General features: G+C 37.0%; 7 protein-coding genes. 3 read left to right on the top strand and 4 right to left on the bottom strand.

Translation table 11 applies throughout. The features are described 5' to 3' along the window. The first annotated feature begins 4 nt into the window (after positions 1–4). Complete coding sequence (locus A4U55_RS08315) at positions 5–589, top strand: hypothetical protein (protein WP_063454234.1); 585 nt, start codon at positions 5–7, stop codon at positions 587–589. After that, positions 589–2,544 carry a hypothetical protein gene (locus A4U55_RS08310; RefSeq protein ID WP_063454233.1) on the top strand — a complete coding sequence of 652 codons (1,956 nt, stop codon included), beginning with the start codon at positions 589–591 and terminating at the stop codon, positions 2,542–2,544. The genes A4U55_RS08315 and A4U55_RS08310 overlap by 1 nt, the downstream gene beginning before the upstream one ends. A 76-nt stretch (positions 2,545–2,620) precedes the next feature. On the opposite strand, the gene A4U55_RS08305 is transcribed toward A4U55_RS08310, so the two are convergent. The 4 genes from A4U55_RS08305 to A4U55_RS08290 all read right to left on the bottom strand — a co-directional run bounded on the left by A4U55_RS08305 (position 2,621) and on the right by A4U55_RS08290 (position 4,379). Then, on the bottom strand, positions 2,621–2,893 hold the full coding sequence (locus A4U55_RS08305) for a hypothetical protein (protein ID WP_003667925.1): 273 nt from the start codon (positions 2,891–2,893) through the stop codon (positions 2,621–2,623). 139 nt (positions 2,894–3,032) lie between these two features. Further along, a complete protein-coding gene (locus A4U55_RS08300) occupies positions 3,033–3,458 on the bottom strand; it encodes a hypothetical protein (protein ID WP_003667926.1) in 426 nt (141 codons plus the stop codon). Next, complete coding sequence (locus A4U55_RS08295; protein WP_003667928.1) at positions 3,449–3,925, bottom strand: ImmA/IrrE family metallo-endopeptidase; 477 nt, start codon at positions 3,923–3,925, stop codon at positions 3,449–3,451. Before A4U55_RS08295 ends, A4U55_RS08300 begins: the two co-directional genes overlap by 10 nt. 127 nt (positions 3,926–4,052) lie before the next feature. Further along, positions 4,053–4,379, bottom strand: coding sequence for a hypothetical protein (locus tag A4U55_RS08290; protein ID WP_038519595.1), 327 nt, complete (start codon positions 4,377–4,379; stop codon positions 4,053–4,055). A 133-nt stretch (positions 4,380–4,512) separates the two neighbouring features. Between A4U55_RS08290 and A4U55_RS08285 the strand changes: the two genes are divergently transcribed. Beyond that, positions 4,513–19,014: a putative barnase/colicin E5 family endoribonuclease gene (locus tag A4U55_RS08285; protein WP_063454232.1), complete on the top strand. Its 14,502-nt coding sequence runs from the start codon at positions 4,513–4,515 to the stop codon at positions 19,012–19,014. The last annotated feature ends 114 nt before the right edge of the window (positions 19,015–19,128 follow it).

Below are 19,128 nucleotides of genomic sequence, written 5' to 3'. Positions count from 1 at the left end.
TTTTATGAATGAGATTGTTGCCAATCCTTTTTATGTACCAGCAGTAGGTAGTTATTTAACTGATGATACTCTAACAGATACATCTACGATTACCCCTACTGCTATGCCTACTATGACCCTACCCGCTGATACTGTAGTTACCCAGCCTAAGTTTAGGGTAGATACTTCTAACCAACGCTATGCTAATTACAATGGTTTAGGTCTACCAAGCCAACAACAACAGTGGAGAAATGCGGTAGGTAGTGTAGGTAGTCTTATCCAATCAAGCTTATCTAACAATACAAGGGGCTTTAGAAACAGTTGGGGACAAATGAGTACTGGCGAAAAGTTTAATACTGGCTTAAAAGCAGTAGGTTCAATTCTTGAAGCAATTAATGCTAGAAAAGCACATAAGCTTGCTAAACAGACATTGGCTCATGATATGATGAATAACAATCGTAACTATGAGATGCAAGCCAAAGCTTGGAATAATACGCTAGAAGAAAGACAACGCTATCGTCAAGCGTATTGGGAAGCCAATAATAAAGGTACAGGTATTGCTAGACCTGAAAGCATTGGGGAATACTTAAATAGATATGGAGCGAAGTAATGAGTAATTTTGATACAGTATTTAGTACAGCACCTAAGTGGACAAATGTAGAAGCCATTGATGCTACTGATGTCATTAATAGTGCTTATAAAAATGCTGAACTTCAGAACAAAGCTTTTAAACAACTAACTGAAGCAGGTGCTGATGTATTTACATATGCACAGCAGCATAAGCTTAATGAAGTTGAGAAAGAAATCAATGCAATAAATCTAGATCAATTTCAAACTACTGATAAAGCTGCCTTAATTGACGGTCTGATAACCAAATATGGTACTGACATTGGTGGTTTTGATGCTGCTAATATAAACAGCATTATTAAGTATGTAGATGGTCGTAATACTACTTTAATCAAGGACGCAGTAGATGCTATTGATCATGCCAGTAAGTCAAGAAAAAATACCACAGAAGTTATGCAGTATGATGCTGATAATACTGCTGATGTAATCCATAACCTAACCAATACTGCAAGCCTCTTACCTGATGGTCATCCTGATAAAGATAAGATATATCAGCAAATAGGGACTCTTGCAGAACAATATATAACTAAGTATCCTAGTGGTAGTGCTGCTTTAAATAGCTCTATACAAAGCATCATAGATGGCGATAAAAAAGCGAAAACAGAATCAGTGCGACTTGATAATGCTTATGTTGATGAAGCTGTTAAGTTATATGGATCTGCTTATATTACTTATTTAACTCAAAGTAGTGCTATTAAAGCTAAAGAAGCTGAAGCCAATAAACTAGAAGATTCAAAAGCTAGAAAACAAGCATTAGATGATATTGCATTAGATAAGGCAGCATTAACATCTCATTATGGCTCAGAGATGATTGAGTCCTTAAAAAACCCACTCATCCTAGCAAGACTAGAGCAGGTCGCTCATAACGACTTCCATAGTAAGCGTATGAATGAAGTGGAATATGAAGCAGCTATTTCTGCTATTAAAAATGCTGAAGAAGAACTTAAGATTAGGTGGGCTAAGGTACAAAATGACAGAGAGCTGGGCGAGCAAAAGAACGCTATTGACTACCTTGAAGCAACTAATGGGGGTGATGGCTCTGGCGGTTCATCAAAGGAAGTTAAAGCTAGAAAAGAAAACAATGTAAATAGGCTTACTAGTGTTGGTTTAACTGAAGAGCAAGCTCTTGGGTTTATTGGCGAGAATGGTGAATTTAATCCTAATAAGGTGTTAGCTAGTACACTTGCTTATGCAAACAAGCTACATACCCAACATAACAATTCTCACATTCAAGGCTCTAAAATAAGTGCTAGTGAGTGGTTTACTAAAGAAGCACCTGCCTTAGCTAAAAATGCAGGAGTAAGTGATACACGCTTAAGAGACTACTTTGATTTAGCTCGTAAACATGGAAAGACTGATGCGGAGAAAATTAGAATTGTAGAGGCAGGTATTGCAGGTAGACTAGACATTGCTTATCAAGGTAATGGCTTTGGTATTATAGATATGTTTGGGGTAGCTAGGAATAATTCCTTGGATAATATGGAATATACACTTTTAAATAAGAATGTTCTTCATAATATTAGGGCAGAGATAGCTAATGAAGCTTTCTATGGAGCTGCTAAAGATTTCTCTCTCTATCTACAAGCAATTAATACAGCATACCCAACAGGGCTTAAAGGGTTTGTTAGAGATAATGCAGTAACTTTAAATCAAAACAAGGCATTTAAGCAATATGCAGATGCAAATACCATTAAACTTTTAGATGAAGCACTTGAAGCATCAAAAGAGAAAGTTGATAATCCTTTTTATGTACCTAACAATCCATCTCCACAACAAAAACAGCAGAGTAAGTCAAATGATAAAGGAAAAAATCAAAGTAAAACTCCAACCTCAACTGCACTTACACCTACAGCGAAAACTCCTGTTGGTTGGGAAAGAAGTGTGGAGAACGGAAAGGAAAGTCTGGATAAAGCTCTTAGGTATTTTAATATAAGATAGATCTAAGTAAGAGTTACTGTTTTATACAAACCCTGATATTTATATATCAGGGTTTGTATACTTAACAATATTACTATTAATATCCTAAACGCCATAGGAGTGGCTCAATAAAAATTATAGCGAAAATACTTAAATAGATAACTAAAACAGTTATAACTAGTATCTTGATTTTACGATACCAGCCATTTATTTTGGCTTTGTGATGTAATGATTGAGCACCTTCAATTGACTGATTTAATACTTTATCTACAGCAGATTCTTTTTGTTGTACTTCAATCGTAATTTCATCAAGATCACCTAAATCCTCTTTCTTAATCTTGATGGTTATTTTCTCTGGTTTCTTATCCATAATCAGTAACTACTAGTTAATATAAGTAATATAAAATCACCGCCTTTGGTGGTGGTGTGGTTGGCTTTAAAGTAATATAAATACCTAGTATAAAAAGATTACCCTATTAAGCTAAACCTTGTCAATAGAGTTGCTCTACTCACTTACCCTCAGATTTTGAAATCAACTCTACTACTTTATTACACAGTTCAGTGACCTTATCCAGTAAACCTTCAGCAGGGTGATTGTTATCCTTGACTTCATTAGATTGACCAAAGGAAGCTACTGAATGTAGAGTGATGATCACCAAAGTGGTGCAAGCCAGTAAGAACATCAAAGGCATATGCCAGTAGTACTCTAGTGCAGGCACTACAGTAAGTGATTGGGTTAACCTAATGTAAGCACACACTAATCGGATGGCTAATAGAGCAAATGTAATCGCAATAGCTAGAGCCACAATAACAGCTACTCTAAACCAAAGCATACGAACCTTTTCAAGTTCTGCTCGTTGTTGATTGGTTTGTAGCTCTGCATTGACTGCATCTATCACTGGAGTGGTTAATGCCTTCTCTCGCTTTATAGCCATCCAGTATTCCTTAAGCGGTAGATCATGGCTTGTTCAGATACCCAAAATTGCTCTGCCATATATTGTATGGTTGGTTTGGTAGCGTTCTCTACCACATAATCAATCACGCCTTTTGGCATCAGTAACTCTGCTGCAAAAGCATTGGCTTCAATCTCAAGATTACTGGTTGTACCTTCTTGACGAAACAATGTCACAGGACTATCTTCACGCTCCCCATGTAGTAGGACATGGTGTCCTAACTCATGGGCAAGGGTAAATCTCTGACGGTTTGAGTGCTGGTTAGCATTAACTCGGATAACTGGCTGATCTCCATCAAGGCTATAAGAACCTGATGTCGTGTCTTCCATATCGCTATCCAAAATCACTGTTACACCTAAAGCTTCTGCAATATCTTCTGGCTTAATAGGTAGCTGTCTATCCCAGTAAGTACTTAGGATATTACGAGCCATATTTACTGCATAGGTCATATCTCCCCCTTATACTTAACAAACCAGTGGCTAGTGTAAGTATATAATAAGGTTTCCGTGCACAGTGTCAATACAAGGGTACTTATATTAACTATAAAATATATAAATATCCCATATAAATATTGACTCATACAGCTTCATCAAGTAACTTCAATGACATGATCTCAATAATATCTACCCCAAATACTTCTAACCATGCTGAAGCAGGGTAATGGTTAATCATCAAACCATAATGGTCTTTTTTGACTGGTTGTACATGGTTTTGTGTACACCATCTTTTTAACTTTACCCAAGGGTATAGTACTTCAGTTCTAAGATAGACTTCTGTTGTGGAAGCTGATGGTTCTTGTAATATGACTGGTTTAGGTTCAGTAAGTTCATCTTTTAGTTCTGATAACATGGCAATGGCATCAGAAAAGCTTGAAATGAGTGTATCAATTTTGGTGATATTCATGGAGTTACTCCTATAAGTTAAAAGAATTAATAAAAAACAAACCACAAAAGCGTCCAACGGACGCAAATTAGTTATCTATCTTTCTCTAGTTGTAAACTTACTTTATTTCTTAGAGTAACTGGATAGGTAAACTATGAGTACTGATCTTGATAAAGTCCTTCAAAAATTACAAGCAGCCCAATCACGCAATATTGCTCAAGTAGAACAAGCCCAAAAGAGGATGGGTATTGAAACCCATAGTGAAAGACAGAAGCGTCTTACAGATGAAGAAGCTGCACGATTGGCTTCAGAAAATAGTTTTTATAAGCAAGCTGCTACAAATAACACTATTACACCTGAGATTGCTCCTGTATATTCTCCTAAAGTCACAGCTAGACATAACGGAGGTAACATACTCACTGATACAGGATGGGGTGCTGCTTCAGGTGTAAACTCATTAATTCAAGGTGGTTTAGCAGTGGCTGATACAATGCTTACACAGCATGTTGTTAATCCAGTTAATAACGCTTATTCTATGTTTACTGGAGACTCCAAACCTTTAATTCCAATGCCTGAGAGTGAACAGAAGATAGCAGGGCGAGTTGTCAATGCAGGGATATATCAAGCTGCATTAAAGAAGCTGGGAATCTATGATGCAAAGGCTATAGAAGAGTATATAGCTAAAAAATACTCTAATGAATATTACCGTCAAAAAGCTGAAGTAGATGAAGCAGTTAAAGATATTGAAAACCCTTTACTCAAATTTGCTGCTACTTTTGGGCATAGTTTAACTAAACCTAATCTCTTGGCTGCAGGTGCTGGATCATCTTTACCCCAAGCACTTCCTGCAGGTGCTATTGGCAGGGGTGCAAAGGTAGCTAATGCAGCTTTATCAGCAAGTACAAGAGCAGGAATAGGTACAGCAGTTACATCTGCTGTTGTAGAGATGGGTGATACAGCAAAGGATAAAGGCTATAGCACACATAGGGATATGGCGTACGATCTCGCTACAGGTGCAGGTCTAGGTCTTGTTAGTAAAGGATTGCCTTCTTCATTTTCTACTGAACAAATCATTGCTAATGGAGATGTTTCAAGGATATTAGCTAACTCTGCAAATAGAGCTCGTACAACAGCTGTTAATACAGCTACTGAAACAGGTCAGGAAGCTGTACAAGGTGCATTAGAATCTGCTCTAAACCAACAACAAAAAGAAGGTAAAATTGATTGGGGTAAAGTAGGTAAAGATGCAGGTATGGAAGCTGCTGTAGGCTTTGGTATGGCAGGTGGTCCTGCTATAGTAGGTAACATAAAAGCAGCAGTAGGAGATGTTAAGGGTTTTAGATCTACTTTAAAGACAGACCCAAATAACAAAAACTATGATCCTAATTATGCTTATCAAGTCAGTGCAGGCAAAGCTGCTTTAGGTGAGATAGATATTGATAGTGCTAAAGCTGAACAGACTCAAGCATTAACAACGGCTATGAGTCGTCTTACTGAATTTGATGAAAAACTGGCACAACTGCCTGATGGTAAGAAAAAAGAGAAATTACAAAAAAAGCGAAATGATTGGTTTAATAACCAAGTACAACCCTTACAAGATACCGTTGCTGCGTTAGAACAAGTAAGTAACTTACAGTTATCCCAAGAAATGTCTTCTGATGAAGTCTTACAGCGTATTCTTGACCTAAATGCTGAAGCTTACCATAACCGCAAACAACAAGCAGAACAACAACTGACGGATGCTGTTAATTATCAACCTGAAATCCCTGAATATACTAATGTGGATGGTGTTGGGACTGGTACTACTAATACACAGCAAGCATCTACAGGCGTTATTGCCATTGGTGATAGCATTGCCAATGCGTTTGGTAATCAATATAAAAAGTTTGGTGTTACTTCTTACAGTAAAGACGGTCGTAATCCTAATGAAGTACTTAATACCATCACGAAACTTAGTAAGAGTGAATTACAAGGTAAAACTGTCGTTCTATCTACTGGCTTATCTAATAATACCAAGGCTGATTTAAACACAATCCGTAAGCAGATTAAGTATCTAAAAGATAATGGTGCATCCGTACAAGTTATGGGTGTTGCTAATAACTTTAAAGATGACAGTAAGCTTGGTACTCGCATGAATACTGACTTAGCTAATATTGCTAAGGAAATGGGTGTAACTTTCCTTGGTGGTTTTGATTATGCTAAAGCAGATAAATACAAAGCACACCCTGATAGTGGATGGTATAAACCAATCTATGACAAAGTAGGTATTACCCAAGCACAAGGACAAGTAGTATCAGGTACATCTCAGTACTCAACTAACTTCAGTATTGATAATAGCAATAAGAGTCGTGATGACTTGATTATGGGTACTTATACGGCTTTTCGTAAAGCAGGCTTTACTGATGGGCAGGCACGCTACTTAATTGGTGAGGTAAACCGTGAAAATGGCTTTAGTGCTAAGACTATGTTTGGTTCTCACTCAGACCATGCTAATGGTGCTAATAACTTTGGCTTCATCAGTTGGCAACAAGGCAGGCGTACTAACCTATTTAAGTTTTTAAAAGATAGGGGAATTGATGTTAAAGAGTCAGGTATTCCACAAACACAAGCCAGTTTAGATGCAATGGCTGCTTTTTTTATGCAAGAAATGAAAAGTGGTGGAATAACACTTAGTCAGTATAGAGGTGGTACTTATGATACTCGTAACTTCTTAAAACAAGCCAACCCTGACTTAAAAGACAGACGCTGGGGTCATGCTGCTATTGGTTGGGCTTATGGTCAAAATAAATTAAAAAGCGGTGCATCATTTGACTCTAGCACACATGAAGCCAAGTTAGATAAGGGTCATGCTGATATTAATCGTCTATTAGGCTCTAATTACACTGGGTCTTTTTCTAGTCAGTCTAGTAACAGTAATCTGAACATAGATGATAACCGTACAGCACAAGAGCGACTAGAAAGTTTAATAACGAAATTAAAAGATGAAAAAACCAAAACTAAAGAAGCAGAAGCTCAAAAAGCGTTGCAAGACAAGATTAGCTCACTAGAAGCACAGGTTGCTGATAATCAGACTAACTCACAACAAGAACAAGTCTCTGTAGAGTCTGAAGCAGTCAGTAAAGCACAGCAAGATACCTTTGATGAGATCATCCGTTATTCTGAGATGCTCTCTGATGACATGATTAACATTTTGGTAGAACAAGGTGCATTAAGTGAAAAACACGCTGAGAAACTTCGCTTATTAAAGGAAGTGCGTGTTGTAGAAAATGCGACTAAAAATACAGACGATGTTAAGCATGATATTTATATTGGTAAAAAAGCCAAGCGTGCTGAAGATGGTTATATTGGTTTACAAAGCTACCAACAAGGTTTGGTACAGTACTTAAAGACAGATGATATTGGCGTACTAGACAGTTACTATAATCACTTGTCTAGATTCAATGAAAGCCATACATCTAAAGCGAGTGCTGCTAAACAAGCAATGGATAGCTTTGATGAAAATCAACAGCCGTTGTATATTGCCCGTAAAGCAGATAGCCAAGAATGGGAAGTACATGAAGGCAGTATCTCAAAAGAGTTGCGTGCTAAAACAGGTGCTATTGAGATTAGTAATATCTCAAGAAACTTTGTTAATAATTTGATTGAAGAAGCTTTTCACCTTAATCAAATCAAACAAGGTTATGATAAAGCTTATGAGTTACATGGTGCATCTGACCGCATTAAAGAATCAGTTAAAGTATCAGACTTTGGTTTAACAGACTTTAGTCAAATTAATACTGGCGTATCTCAGCAACAACAGCCTGTACAAGTTACTCGTGCATCAAATATTAATCAAACGCCTGTAGCTGATGTTACAACATCAGACCCTACTATAGAGCCTACAACAACACCTACACAAGAATCTATACCTGTTACACCACCTGTAACAAAAACACCATCTAGTGTACCTACCCAAAGAAAACCTTTTCGTTTGCCTACAAACCCATATAACGATACTTTGGCTCGTGATAGTAGTGTGGGTGAATATCAGCGTAAAATCCAAGAAGGCGTGGCAACACCTAATTATGTTTGGCTTGGGCGTGGTGAAAGGCAGGTCAATGATGAAGGTAAAATGGCAACAGTATCTTTATCTAGTATCTATCGTGGTACTGGGTCAGCTAAAGACCCTAAAACTGGTCAAGTTACTGTTAGAAGTAATGTCTTTGTTGATGAAAATAAAGAAGTCATTAAAGCAGGTATCTTTGGATCACCTATCCAATCACCCATCTATGTCAATTCAACCAACGCTCATGATCAACAGAAGCTTAAGTTGATAGAAGAGTTTGGTGGGGATATGTATAGCATTGTGCATGATGGTACGCAGGCAGGTAAAGATGCTGCTATGATTGAAAGTGCTAACCGCTATATGGACTTTATGCGTGTTGCTGTTAGCAATAACCAAGATTTTAGTCGTGCATTATTACAGATGGCTGCTAACCCTAATACGGGCTTTGTTGTACAGCACAAGATGAGTAACTCAGCGTTTAGTGAAGCTGCGATTGTTCCTAGAGTGGTAGAAGAACTCCGTAAACACCCAGCACTACAAAAAATATCATATAAAGAGCAACCACAAGCTGTCTTTAATGTTCTATCTAATATGGGTACATTAATGGCAGATGGTCAGTTTCATAGTGAAATTCAACGACCTATTGATACGAATACCTTTGGTAAAGAAGATAACTTATATAAACCCCATGTCTTTTCTAAAGATGATTTAAATAAGTTCAATGAATATACAGCTACTAATAGTACTAGTAATACAAATACTGATTTAAACAGCGGTAATGCAGGAAATAATACTCCACCTAATATTACTGATAATAATGGAATTACTGAAACTGGTATTGATGAAAATACAAATACTGGTTTTGACCTTAGTGTCTTTGAATCTCATCAAAATAACACCACAGAAGCGACAAAGACGCTTCCTACAGATGTTTCTACCAATACAAAAGAAAACTCTACCCAAGAGGCTGAATCTTCTGCAGATGAGCTTATAACACCACAAGAGGCAGTTGCAGTAAAGCGTAATTCATCTATACCAACGAATCGTGCTAGTAATGCAATCACGAAAGAAACTGTACTAAAACCAATGCAGGTTCGTAAACTAGAATCTACTTCTAAAGCAAAAGAAGAAAACAAAGCAGAAGATACAGTTTATATTACAAATACGCCTATTGAAAAGAGCTTTATCAATAAGCCAGTTAAAGTAAGTGATTTAGCCAGTTCTATAGAATCATCTCAGATTAAAACTAAAGATAAATCTCAAGCTGAAAACCAAGCACTAATCAGTGTATTGTCTAGATATAGTCCTGATATTAAAGTTAAGATTCAAGACAAAACTAGCTATGACGAAAAAGCCAGTTATGATGATGACACCATCCGTGTGAGTGAAGATAGTAAAGATATTACTCGTGATATTGCTCAAGCAATGGTACATAAGCAGATTGGTAACATTGCTGATGAACTAGATACCCTAGATCATGTGACTGCCTTGGCTAACATTGAAGCCAAAAAACAAAGAGATGCTAATAGAAAAGAAGGTAAACAAAACACTGATACGCTCTTTGATGATGAAGTTATTGACAGACAAGCCAAGCTGGGTGAATTACGCTTAACAATAGACAGTATCAATAAAGATGTGCGTAAGCACATGCGTAAAATCTTATCTGACCCAAATCAAAAATTTACTGAAAACAGTAAAGCACTACTGATGAGAGCAACGGATTCTGCTGCTGATTTATTACAGCTTGGTTTATTTAATGAAGATGTTAAGTCTGTACTAAAACAAGTTAAAGTATCTCGTGGTAAGAACAAAGTTACTAAGGCTTATCATGCTTTAATGGATGCTGTTACTAATTTCTTTGGGTTTAGTAAAGATGAATCTACAGCGTATACAAAACTGTTAGGTATTGTTAGTGATAGCACTTCTTTGAGTGTTTTAGATAGCGAAGGGAATTTCTCTAAATCTTCTGAAGCTAAAATACGCCAATTAAATGAGCCTGCTAAAAATATTGAGGAAGATCTGACAAAACCTATTACTGCAACAAAGGATTCTAAAGTTGTTAGAAATATCTTAAAAACAAGCTTTAGACAAGCACAGACACTACATAAACCGTTAAGTAGTATCCAAAACTTTGTCAGAGAGCTTTATACAAACCCAGTTAAAGCAAGTCAGATATTAAATCTTGAGCCACCTACAAAAGCACAAAGAGAACAGATTAATGATTTTGCTGAGTTTACTGCTGAGTTTCGTGAGCATCTAAAACAAGTATTTAAACCAACGGATGAAGGTTATGAAAACAGAGCGTTGGCAAACTACTTCTATGATAAACAAACTGGTGAATTTGATAGTAATGTTTTAGATGCACTGAGTTATGGTGCTTATGACTATCTAAACAGCGTTGCTAATCATACTATGAATATGCGTGATGATATTCTTGCTTTACTTGGTTTAACCAGTAATGATGTAGAACAAAAAAACAATGCTTATATTACTAAAGAAATGTGGGAAACCTATAAGTATATTGGCTCAGGTTATGTCAAGGTTGCTGATGATTTAGGTAAACGAATTGCTGAAACATTAAATATTCAGCGTACAGAAAATGGTTCTATTACGGTAGATTCTCGTCTGTATTCTGCACTGGGTACTTGGGCATTATCAGCAATGCAATCTGCGGATTTAATTCACTTACATAGCATTTCTAGTGAAAAACATAAAAAAGCTATTGAAGAAGTTCGTGGTGTTATTGATGAAAAAGATTTTAATTCACATGGTACTGTTCGTTTTGTCTCTATTACCAATAAAGAAGGTGAAGGTATAAACAAACGCATCAATGAAATCAGTGAAGCCAATAAAGGTACAGCAGGCTATCTGACAGATATTATGGGTGGTGTTAGTGCTGTACGCATGCCATCACTTAAGCCAATAGAAGAAAGCGTTGCTAATGTTAAGCGTAGAATCAAACGAACTGATGCAACAGTTACTGACCTACAAGCCCAGCGTGTTGCTAAAGCACAAGCCCATGCAAATGTGATTAATGAACCTACCTTTAGTCTATTAACTAATTTGGCTTCCCAACATGAAGATGCTTTCCTTGAGATGATTGGTGCTAAGTTAAAAGAAGGTGAACTACAAACAGCTCATATCAATGACCGTGATGGTTTAGAAGGCAAGGCAGAAGCTGTTATGCGTGATTGGACAAATGCTGTAGATTTCATCAATAGTATCCCAAAAGTAGATGGTGTCCGTAAGTACTGGGATACAATGTTTATGGCTGTTAATAGTCGTATGCACTATAACAGTAATGTCTTTAACTATCAGTCTTCTAAACTACACCGTGCTATGGCTGAGCCTAGTAACTTTAAAGTAACTGTACAGCTTAAGAATAAAGATGGCTCATCAGTATTAGACTCTTTACAAAGTAAGCTTAAAGAGCATGGTAAAGAAATTCATTCTAAACATTTGACTAAAGATGAATTAAACCTGACTTACTTCCTGCGTGCATTAGCTGAGAATATGGAAGGCAGTGAAGACTTCATTGAAGCTTATTTTAAAAATACTGGCTCTAAAGAAATATTCACAGAAGGGTTTACCGTAGATAAGCTGCCCAGTTATGTGTTTATTCCTGCTTTTATAGAATATCTAAACCAAGAACATATTCAAAAAGCGACAGAGATTGTTTCTAAAGCACAAGCAGGTGATAAGATTTCATCTGAAGAGATGAATCATCTTAGTAGTGTTATTGATGAGATGGCTATGACTGGTAGCTCATTAAGAGCTCTAAGAGAATGGGCAGATTTTCAAACTACACAAGAAAATAATCACGCTAATTTTACAACATCACTTGGTTTAGGCTCTGATGGTTTAAATAACGGTGCAGCATTGGCTCACTTTTGGAATGGTGCATTTTATAAAGAGTTATTATTACGCACGGGTTTTTTTAGTTTTAATGACCCCTTTAAATCTTATTTTGATGCTCGTCATGATAAGAATTTGGGTGATTATTATACTGCCTTTAAGAACGCTGTCATTAATGAGAAAGCACAAGAAGCTTTTATTATGGGGTTTCATGCGAATTTAGAAAAAGATCTAGCCAACCATAATGAACAGGTTTTTCGTGCATTAATGAGAGTACAAAAGAGCTTAACTAAACGAGCAGTGGCTAAGAGTGTCTTGATTCCATTTAACTATGGTGCAGGGGTTGGTTCACTTAAGAAAGCTGTATTTCGTACTTTCTTAAAAGAGATGCAAGATAATATTACACTTGCTGCTCAACAGGATATTGCAAATAAAAAAGCCCTAGAAGCAGGTCAAATGACTCAGTTAGAGTATGACACCCAAAGAGCTAAGCTTCTAAACCAAGTAATGACAGTAGATCGTTTATTCTCATTCATGACACAAAAACCTATTCAATGGGATATTACTATTGATAATGAGCCTAAAGCAGTGGTTATTAATGAGAACTTAGATCTCAAATATATGCTAGAAGCTTGGATTAGCCCTAAAGATGAAGCTATGTTAGATAATAAATATAGCTTTACTATGGGTCAATATCTTGCAGAAGTACTGCAGGACTATGAAGCTGTTTATATTGAGAAGAATAAAGTCAATATGCGTATACTAAGCAGTACAGTTGAGTTATTTACTCAAATGTATCGTGAAGTAGAAGAGCGTGCTATACAGACTGTTGCAGAGAGAATCTCTAATGCTTTAGTTGAGACTGGTTTAGATAGGGGACTGGCAAACGAATTAGCTCTTAAAGAAATTAGCTATCGTGGTTTATCTGATAAAGAGCGTGAAGAGCTTGTCCATTCTGTGATGGATAAAGTTCAGGCACAGATTCATAATGTATATTCTGTACAAAATAATGAATCCAAAGCTAAGGTTCGTTTAACACGCTTAGCAGAGATTTTGTTCGTAGATAAAGCGAATCTGACCAATAACAGCTTCTTCTTAGTAAATAAATCAGGTAAGTATCAAGCAACTTCGTTTGGTAGTCCTGCAAGACATATACATCTTGAAGATAAAGCTCTATTGGCTAACTCTGTTCAAACACAGTCTATGGATAGTTATATCTCATCCTTTGCTATGGCTATGGGTAAGAAGATTAATATTAATGTTCATGATGCAAATATTGGGGCTATTGATAATCAGCTTGATATGATTACCCAACAAAACAAAGCAACCTTCCAAGCTTTGGTAAGTTATCATGGTCAGCTTGAGTCATTACGGGCATTAACCAGTGTTATCCAAAGTAGCTATGCACTTATTAAAGATGGGGTTATTCGTGAAGATTTCCATGTTAATGAAGTCTTTGCTGAGCTTACCAAAGGACTTACTAGTTTAATTAATGAAGTTAAAGATACTGAGCTTAATAAACTAGATCAGTTAGCTAATTTGGCTTATCTACACCAGTATGCAGGTGAATTTGGTGAGTATCAAGTAACAGATGCTGACCGTCAAACTGCTCTTAAAGAAAAGAATAAGGTTGTAGATCAAATCAATCAATTAGAAAAAGATTTGGCTCTTAATACAACTATTAAGGTAATGGGTTATGAACCAAACAAAAGAACAGATACTACAAAACAGCAAACAAGCGAGTCTGGAATTGTACAACTCTCTGACACCAGAGCAACAGAACAAGTTTCCCAACTTCCCACAACAAGTACAGGAACAGACGGTACTCAGGGAGCTGCATTTACTAACTCGTCCAGTACACCAACTGAGCCAACAATCCAAAACCTAAAACAGCTTGACCAAACCATTAAAGGTTTGGTTAATGTCAGTGAAGTACAGTTAAAGCTTAATAAGATGTTGATGGGTAAAGCCAACCAACACCTAAGCAAGATGTCTGTGAAGTTTGCTGATGTAACTACGCCTAATGGTACTCGTGCCTATGGAAGCTATAATGTAACTACCCATACATTGACTTTGGATAACCAAACCTTTAGCCAAAGTGGTAACGATGAGAATAAGCTACGAGTTATCAATCATGAGCTTGTACACGCTCTGACTGAGTACGCCATCATCTCTAACGCTCAAGACCTACGCAGTGAATTAAATCATCTGAATAAGATGCTTGATGCTGTCATGGCTCAGTGGCAAGAAGATGTAGCGTTTAATAAAAAGTATGGGCATAGTCGTCATGACACCAAAGAAGATGATTTAACTTATGTTAATCAAATCATGGAAGTCATCAAAGCATCTCAAGAAGCTGATACAACTAATGGTAATCATTATGCTGGCTTAAGTGAGTTTATCGCTTATGGTATGACTGACCCTGAGATGATGCGTTATATTGATTACGCTATGGAGCTTGCTGATTTAGGTATCAAACCAAGAAAAGGCATCTCATCTGTGATGGATTTCTTGGTACGCTTAGCATCTAAGGTGCTTGGTTTTAAGGGTGATGGATATAAAGCATTTGTACAAAATGTTGAAACCATCATGGATAATCCACCTGTGGATTTACTGACCTTAACAAGTAATGATACTCGCTTTAGTGCTTCTGCTATGAAGTCAGTTCAAGCCAATATTAAGCGTGGTACAGAAGCCATGAATAAAGCCATCACAACCAAAGCGGATGTTAAGCGTGCTATGTATCGTAACGATATTGGATGGATTGATTTTGTTTGGGGTGATACAGGCATCATCAAAACCAATGGTAAAACCAAAGGAGCTAAAGGCATCAGTCATATCATAGAAGCAAGAATCCGTAAGGATAAGATGAGTTATGATGAAGTGGTTGAGATGCTGACACACAACATTGTGGAGACTATTGCACAAGGCAGTACAGCAGATGCTTATAATTCATCTAATGGCGTAAAAAATATTAAGATTACTCACAAAGGTTACTTTGTGGCTCTAAGGAAAGCTGAAGGCAGTAATGCTTGGGTGATCACCGCATTTGAGATATTTGAAGATGGTACTGGCAAGGGTGATGGCAAAACCAGTCCTACGCACAATCAGTCCTATTCCGCTCGTACTGATGTGGGAGCTTCAAATAAAGTATCAGATGATGGACAAGGAGTAGGATTTGATACTTCCAAGCCTACGCATACTACCCCTACACTTGCTCGTGATAGTATGGGTGCATCTGACAAAACCAATATAACACAGCTTACTACAGATAGCAACGAAGACACTCGTTATTCACAGATATTTGATGAAACGGATAGACAATCTGTATCAGAAGTGTTTAATTCACTGGATAGTCAGACACTAACTGATGGGTGGAATAAGCATTTACAAGAAGTTTGGGATAGTCTGTTTGATGGTAATATTGCTTATAGTACTTTAAGTGAGATGGAGCAAAAGAGTCTTTTAGATACTGCTAAACAGGTGAATAAAATGTTTGTTCCAAATACATTCAATATGACGGTCAAAGAACAGCTATCTTACCAAGCAGTAACCAGTATTGTAGATTTCTTAGTAAACAATCATACTGATTCTAACATTACATCAGAACTTAATAAGATTCATGCACAACTGATTAAAGCTTATCCTACTGCTGCTGATCTGTATCCTGACTATCATACAGTGAATGATGAAGTTAAAAATCTGTATGATACAGAACACAGTAAATTGTTTAAATCTATAGGTGAGATGAATAACTTAGCTTCTGTTGTTGCTTTGGTTTTATCATCACAAACATTCAATGAATTAACTGATCAGAAAGTAGAATTACGCAAAACCAAGCATGATAGTTGGTTTGATAAGTTCATGAATTTATGGCACAAAGCTATGAATTTATTGAGAACCAAATATATCAATGCAAATAGTACTTCTGAAGCAACCAAACAGCTTATGGCAAAACTGGTTAATGCTGAAACTAATGCTCGTCTAGCTCGTGTATCTATGATAGATAAAGCATGGAATACGGTCTATCAAAAGCCTATGGACGCTGCTAACTGGGTATGGGATAAGACTTGGGATATTGGTAGTGAAGCTATCATCAGTGGTTTACCTATGTCCAGTCAAATGCGTGATACTTGGCGTAGTCATAAAGAGCGTATTAAAGCAGCGAAGCAATCAGAAAATCTTAGTAAGAGCAGTGTTGCAAAGGACAGTATGAACCTTACGATAGAAGCAGGTTTGGCGATTACTGGTTTAGATATGAATATGTCTTATGGTGGAAACCAAGACATCAAATCAGCAACACGGGGTTTTATCAAAGAAACTGTCAATGAAATGCTAGGTCAGCGTGGCGTGGGTCATACTGTAGAGCGTGTTATTCGTATTGTAAATAAAGTCGCCCAAGACCGTGCTAACTATAAGCAGTCTATGTTAAATAACTTTGCTTCTATTATGAAAGACCCTAAACGATTTGATAACCACGCTAAGCAGTCTATCACTCGTACTGTAATGATGTCTGATGCACAGACACTATTGCATTATCATGGTATGGAACAAACACTCAATTATATTGCCAACTCAAAACAACGAAAAGTTCGTATTAAAGAGTTGGAAGATAAGCTACAGTCTTTGTCAAAAAATCGTGAGCATTTCAATCAACTGCTTAAAGATACCAAAGACTTGGCTTGGTATATGGTAGGTGAAACAGTCTCAGGCGATGTGAAAAAGAACGCTGAATTGATTGCAACTTCTGCAGGTACACGAAGCATTACCCCATACGAACAGATGGATCAGAATATCTTTGAAGCTGTAGATGAGCTAGTTACACTACATGGTTTAGAGATGGTTAATGGTAAGTATATGTACACAACACAGGACTTGATTCAAAATGAAGGTCAAGTGTTGATTGCTATGCTTAATACCCATCATGACCTTGTGAAGAAATCCAAAGAAGAGTTTAAGGACAATCCATTGAACTATATCAAAGGATTTAAGCCTGCCATTCATAATCCGCATGTAGATGTCGTTGCTGTAAAAGCTGAAGAAGTAGATGATTATATCCAAAAGGGCTATGAACAAGTACTACATGGTTCTATTGTTCAAGATGAGTTAGATAATACTGAACCTCGCTATCTGATGATTAACAAGAACGCACCCTATGCTCGTTATAACTCTGGTGGTTTGGATATGAAAGATACTCACTTCCGTGGTTATGAAGTCTTTAACTATAAGACTAATGCTAAAGAATTAGCTCGTGTAGGTCAAGGTCGTTTAAAGCGTAATACTGAACTTGCTAAGACAATGGATGCACGAAGCTATGATCCACGAAATATTAAGGGCAATCATCTCATTCCACGATATGGTAATGATATGCTGATTTTGGGTTATAACTATGAAATGTCAGGCGAACTAAGAGATAAGCTACTAGACCGTGATTTATCATTTGATATGATGTTAGCCACTATGGGCAGTGAATTGGTTGCTAAACCAAAGTTAGTAGATACACAGCGTACATTAGCACAGGTACTGGCTGAAGACGCTAAGAATCCTACAACTGGTTTTAAAATCTCACCTGTACACTTTACCGTGATTAACCCTAATTCTCCTGACCCAAGAGTTCAAGAGATGCTTCGTATGATGCCTTATGAGTTCTACCAAGAAATGCAGCATCAATTTGGTAAGGGTAAACCATTTGTTATCCGTACAGCAGTATTTAACTCTGTCTTTGGCTTTAGAAAATATAATGTCTCTGAAATGTTTGATAAGGTGAGTGGTGAGCGTAATTACTTTGAGAAGTTCATGGTAACTTTGTATGAAAATATCTATGGTAAGCAAGCTCGTAATAAAGCTGCTAATCATCAATATGTTTGGGAATGGTTTGTTACCCAAGCCAAAGACCTTATTGTGATTCGTTCTGTCAAAGTTCTGATTGGTAACATTATCGCTAATGCGTTAATCTCAGCAGCTCATGGTATTACACCTACAGAGTTAGCAAGGGGTATGTTCTATGCTTGGAAAGAAGGTAAAGCTTATCGTCAATTACAAGCAGAAGAGCAGCGTATTAACTTTGAGATGCTTAATGCAACTTCTGAATCTCAGCGTAAGAAGCTTAAAGCACAGTTAGTTGCTGTCAGACAGAATATGCAAAATTCAGGTATGCACGAGTACATGGAAGAAGGCTTGATGAGTACGATTGTGGAAGACATTGATATGGGTTCTGAAACCAAGTTATTTAAATCTGACTTTGAGAAGAAATTAGATAACCTTGCAGAGAAGATACCACAACCAGTACGCACAACAATGAAGTGGGCAACATTCCACCCTGATACTGAGATTCATAAGTTTTTGAGTGAATCTACTCAGTTCTCTGATTTTGCTGCTAAATTTGTGTTAGCTAAGCATATTGAAAGAAAATCATTGAAGATGGGTAAATCTAAGAAAGCTGCATTTGAAGATGGTATTCAGATGGCTCAGGAAGTATTTATTAATTATGACATTCCTACAAACCGTACGCTACAAGCAGCAAATGATTTGGGTCTGTTTATGTTTACTAAGTTTACTGTGAGATTCCAACGAGCACTAGCAAGACAACTACATCAAAATGGTGGTCATGCAATGCTTCAACATTTCATGGTAGAAGAATACTTACCTGTTGCTGGTTTATTAAATCCATTTTTCCCTATGTTTAATACAGGTCTTGGGGCATTTACGGGTATTGGTGCATTAGCACAGTTACCATTAATAGCTATGTTCTTGTGAATAAGAAGAGTGTCTTGATTTATTAGTCTAAAATTTCTATACTAATACGCACTAAAAACCTACCTAATATGGGTAGGTTTTTGGTATTTACTCCTAATATTCATAGGGTTTATT

The sequence above is a fragment of the Moraxella catarrhalis genome (genome assembly GCF_001632285.1).
In the GTDB taxonomy this organism is placed as follows: domain Bacteria; phylum Pseudomonadota; class Gammaproteobacteria; order Pseudomonadales; family Moraxellaceae; genus Moraxella; species Moraxella catarrhalis.
This window is presented reverse-complemented; position numbering and strand designations above follow the sequence as displayed.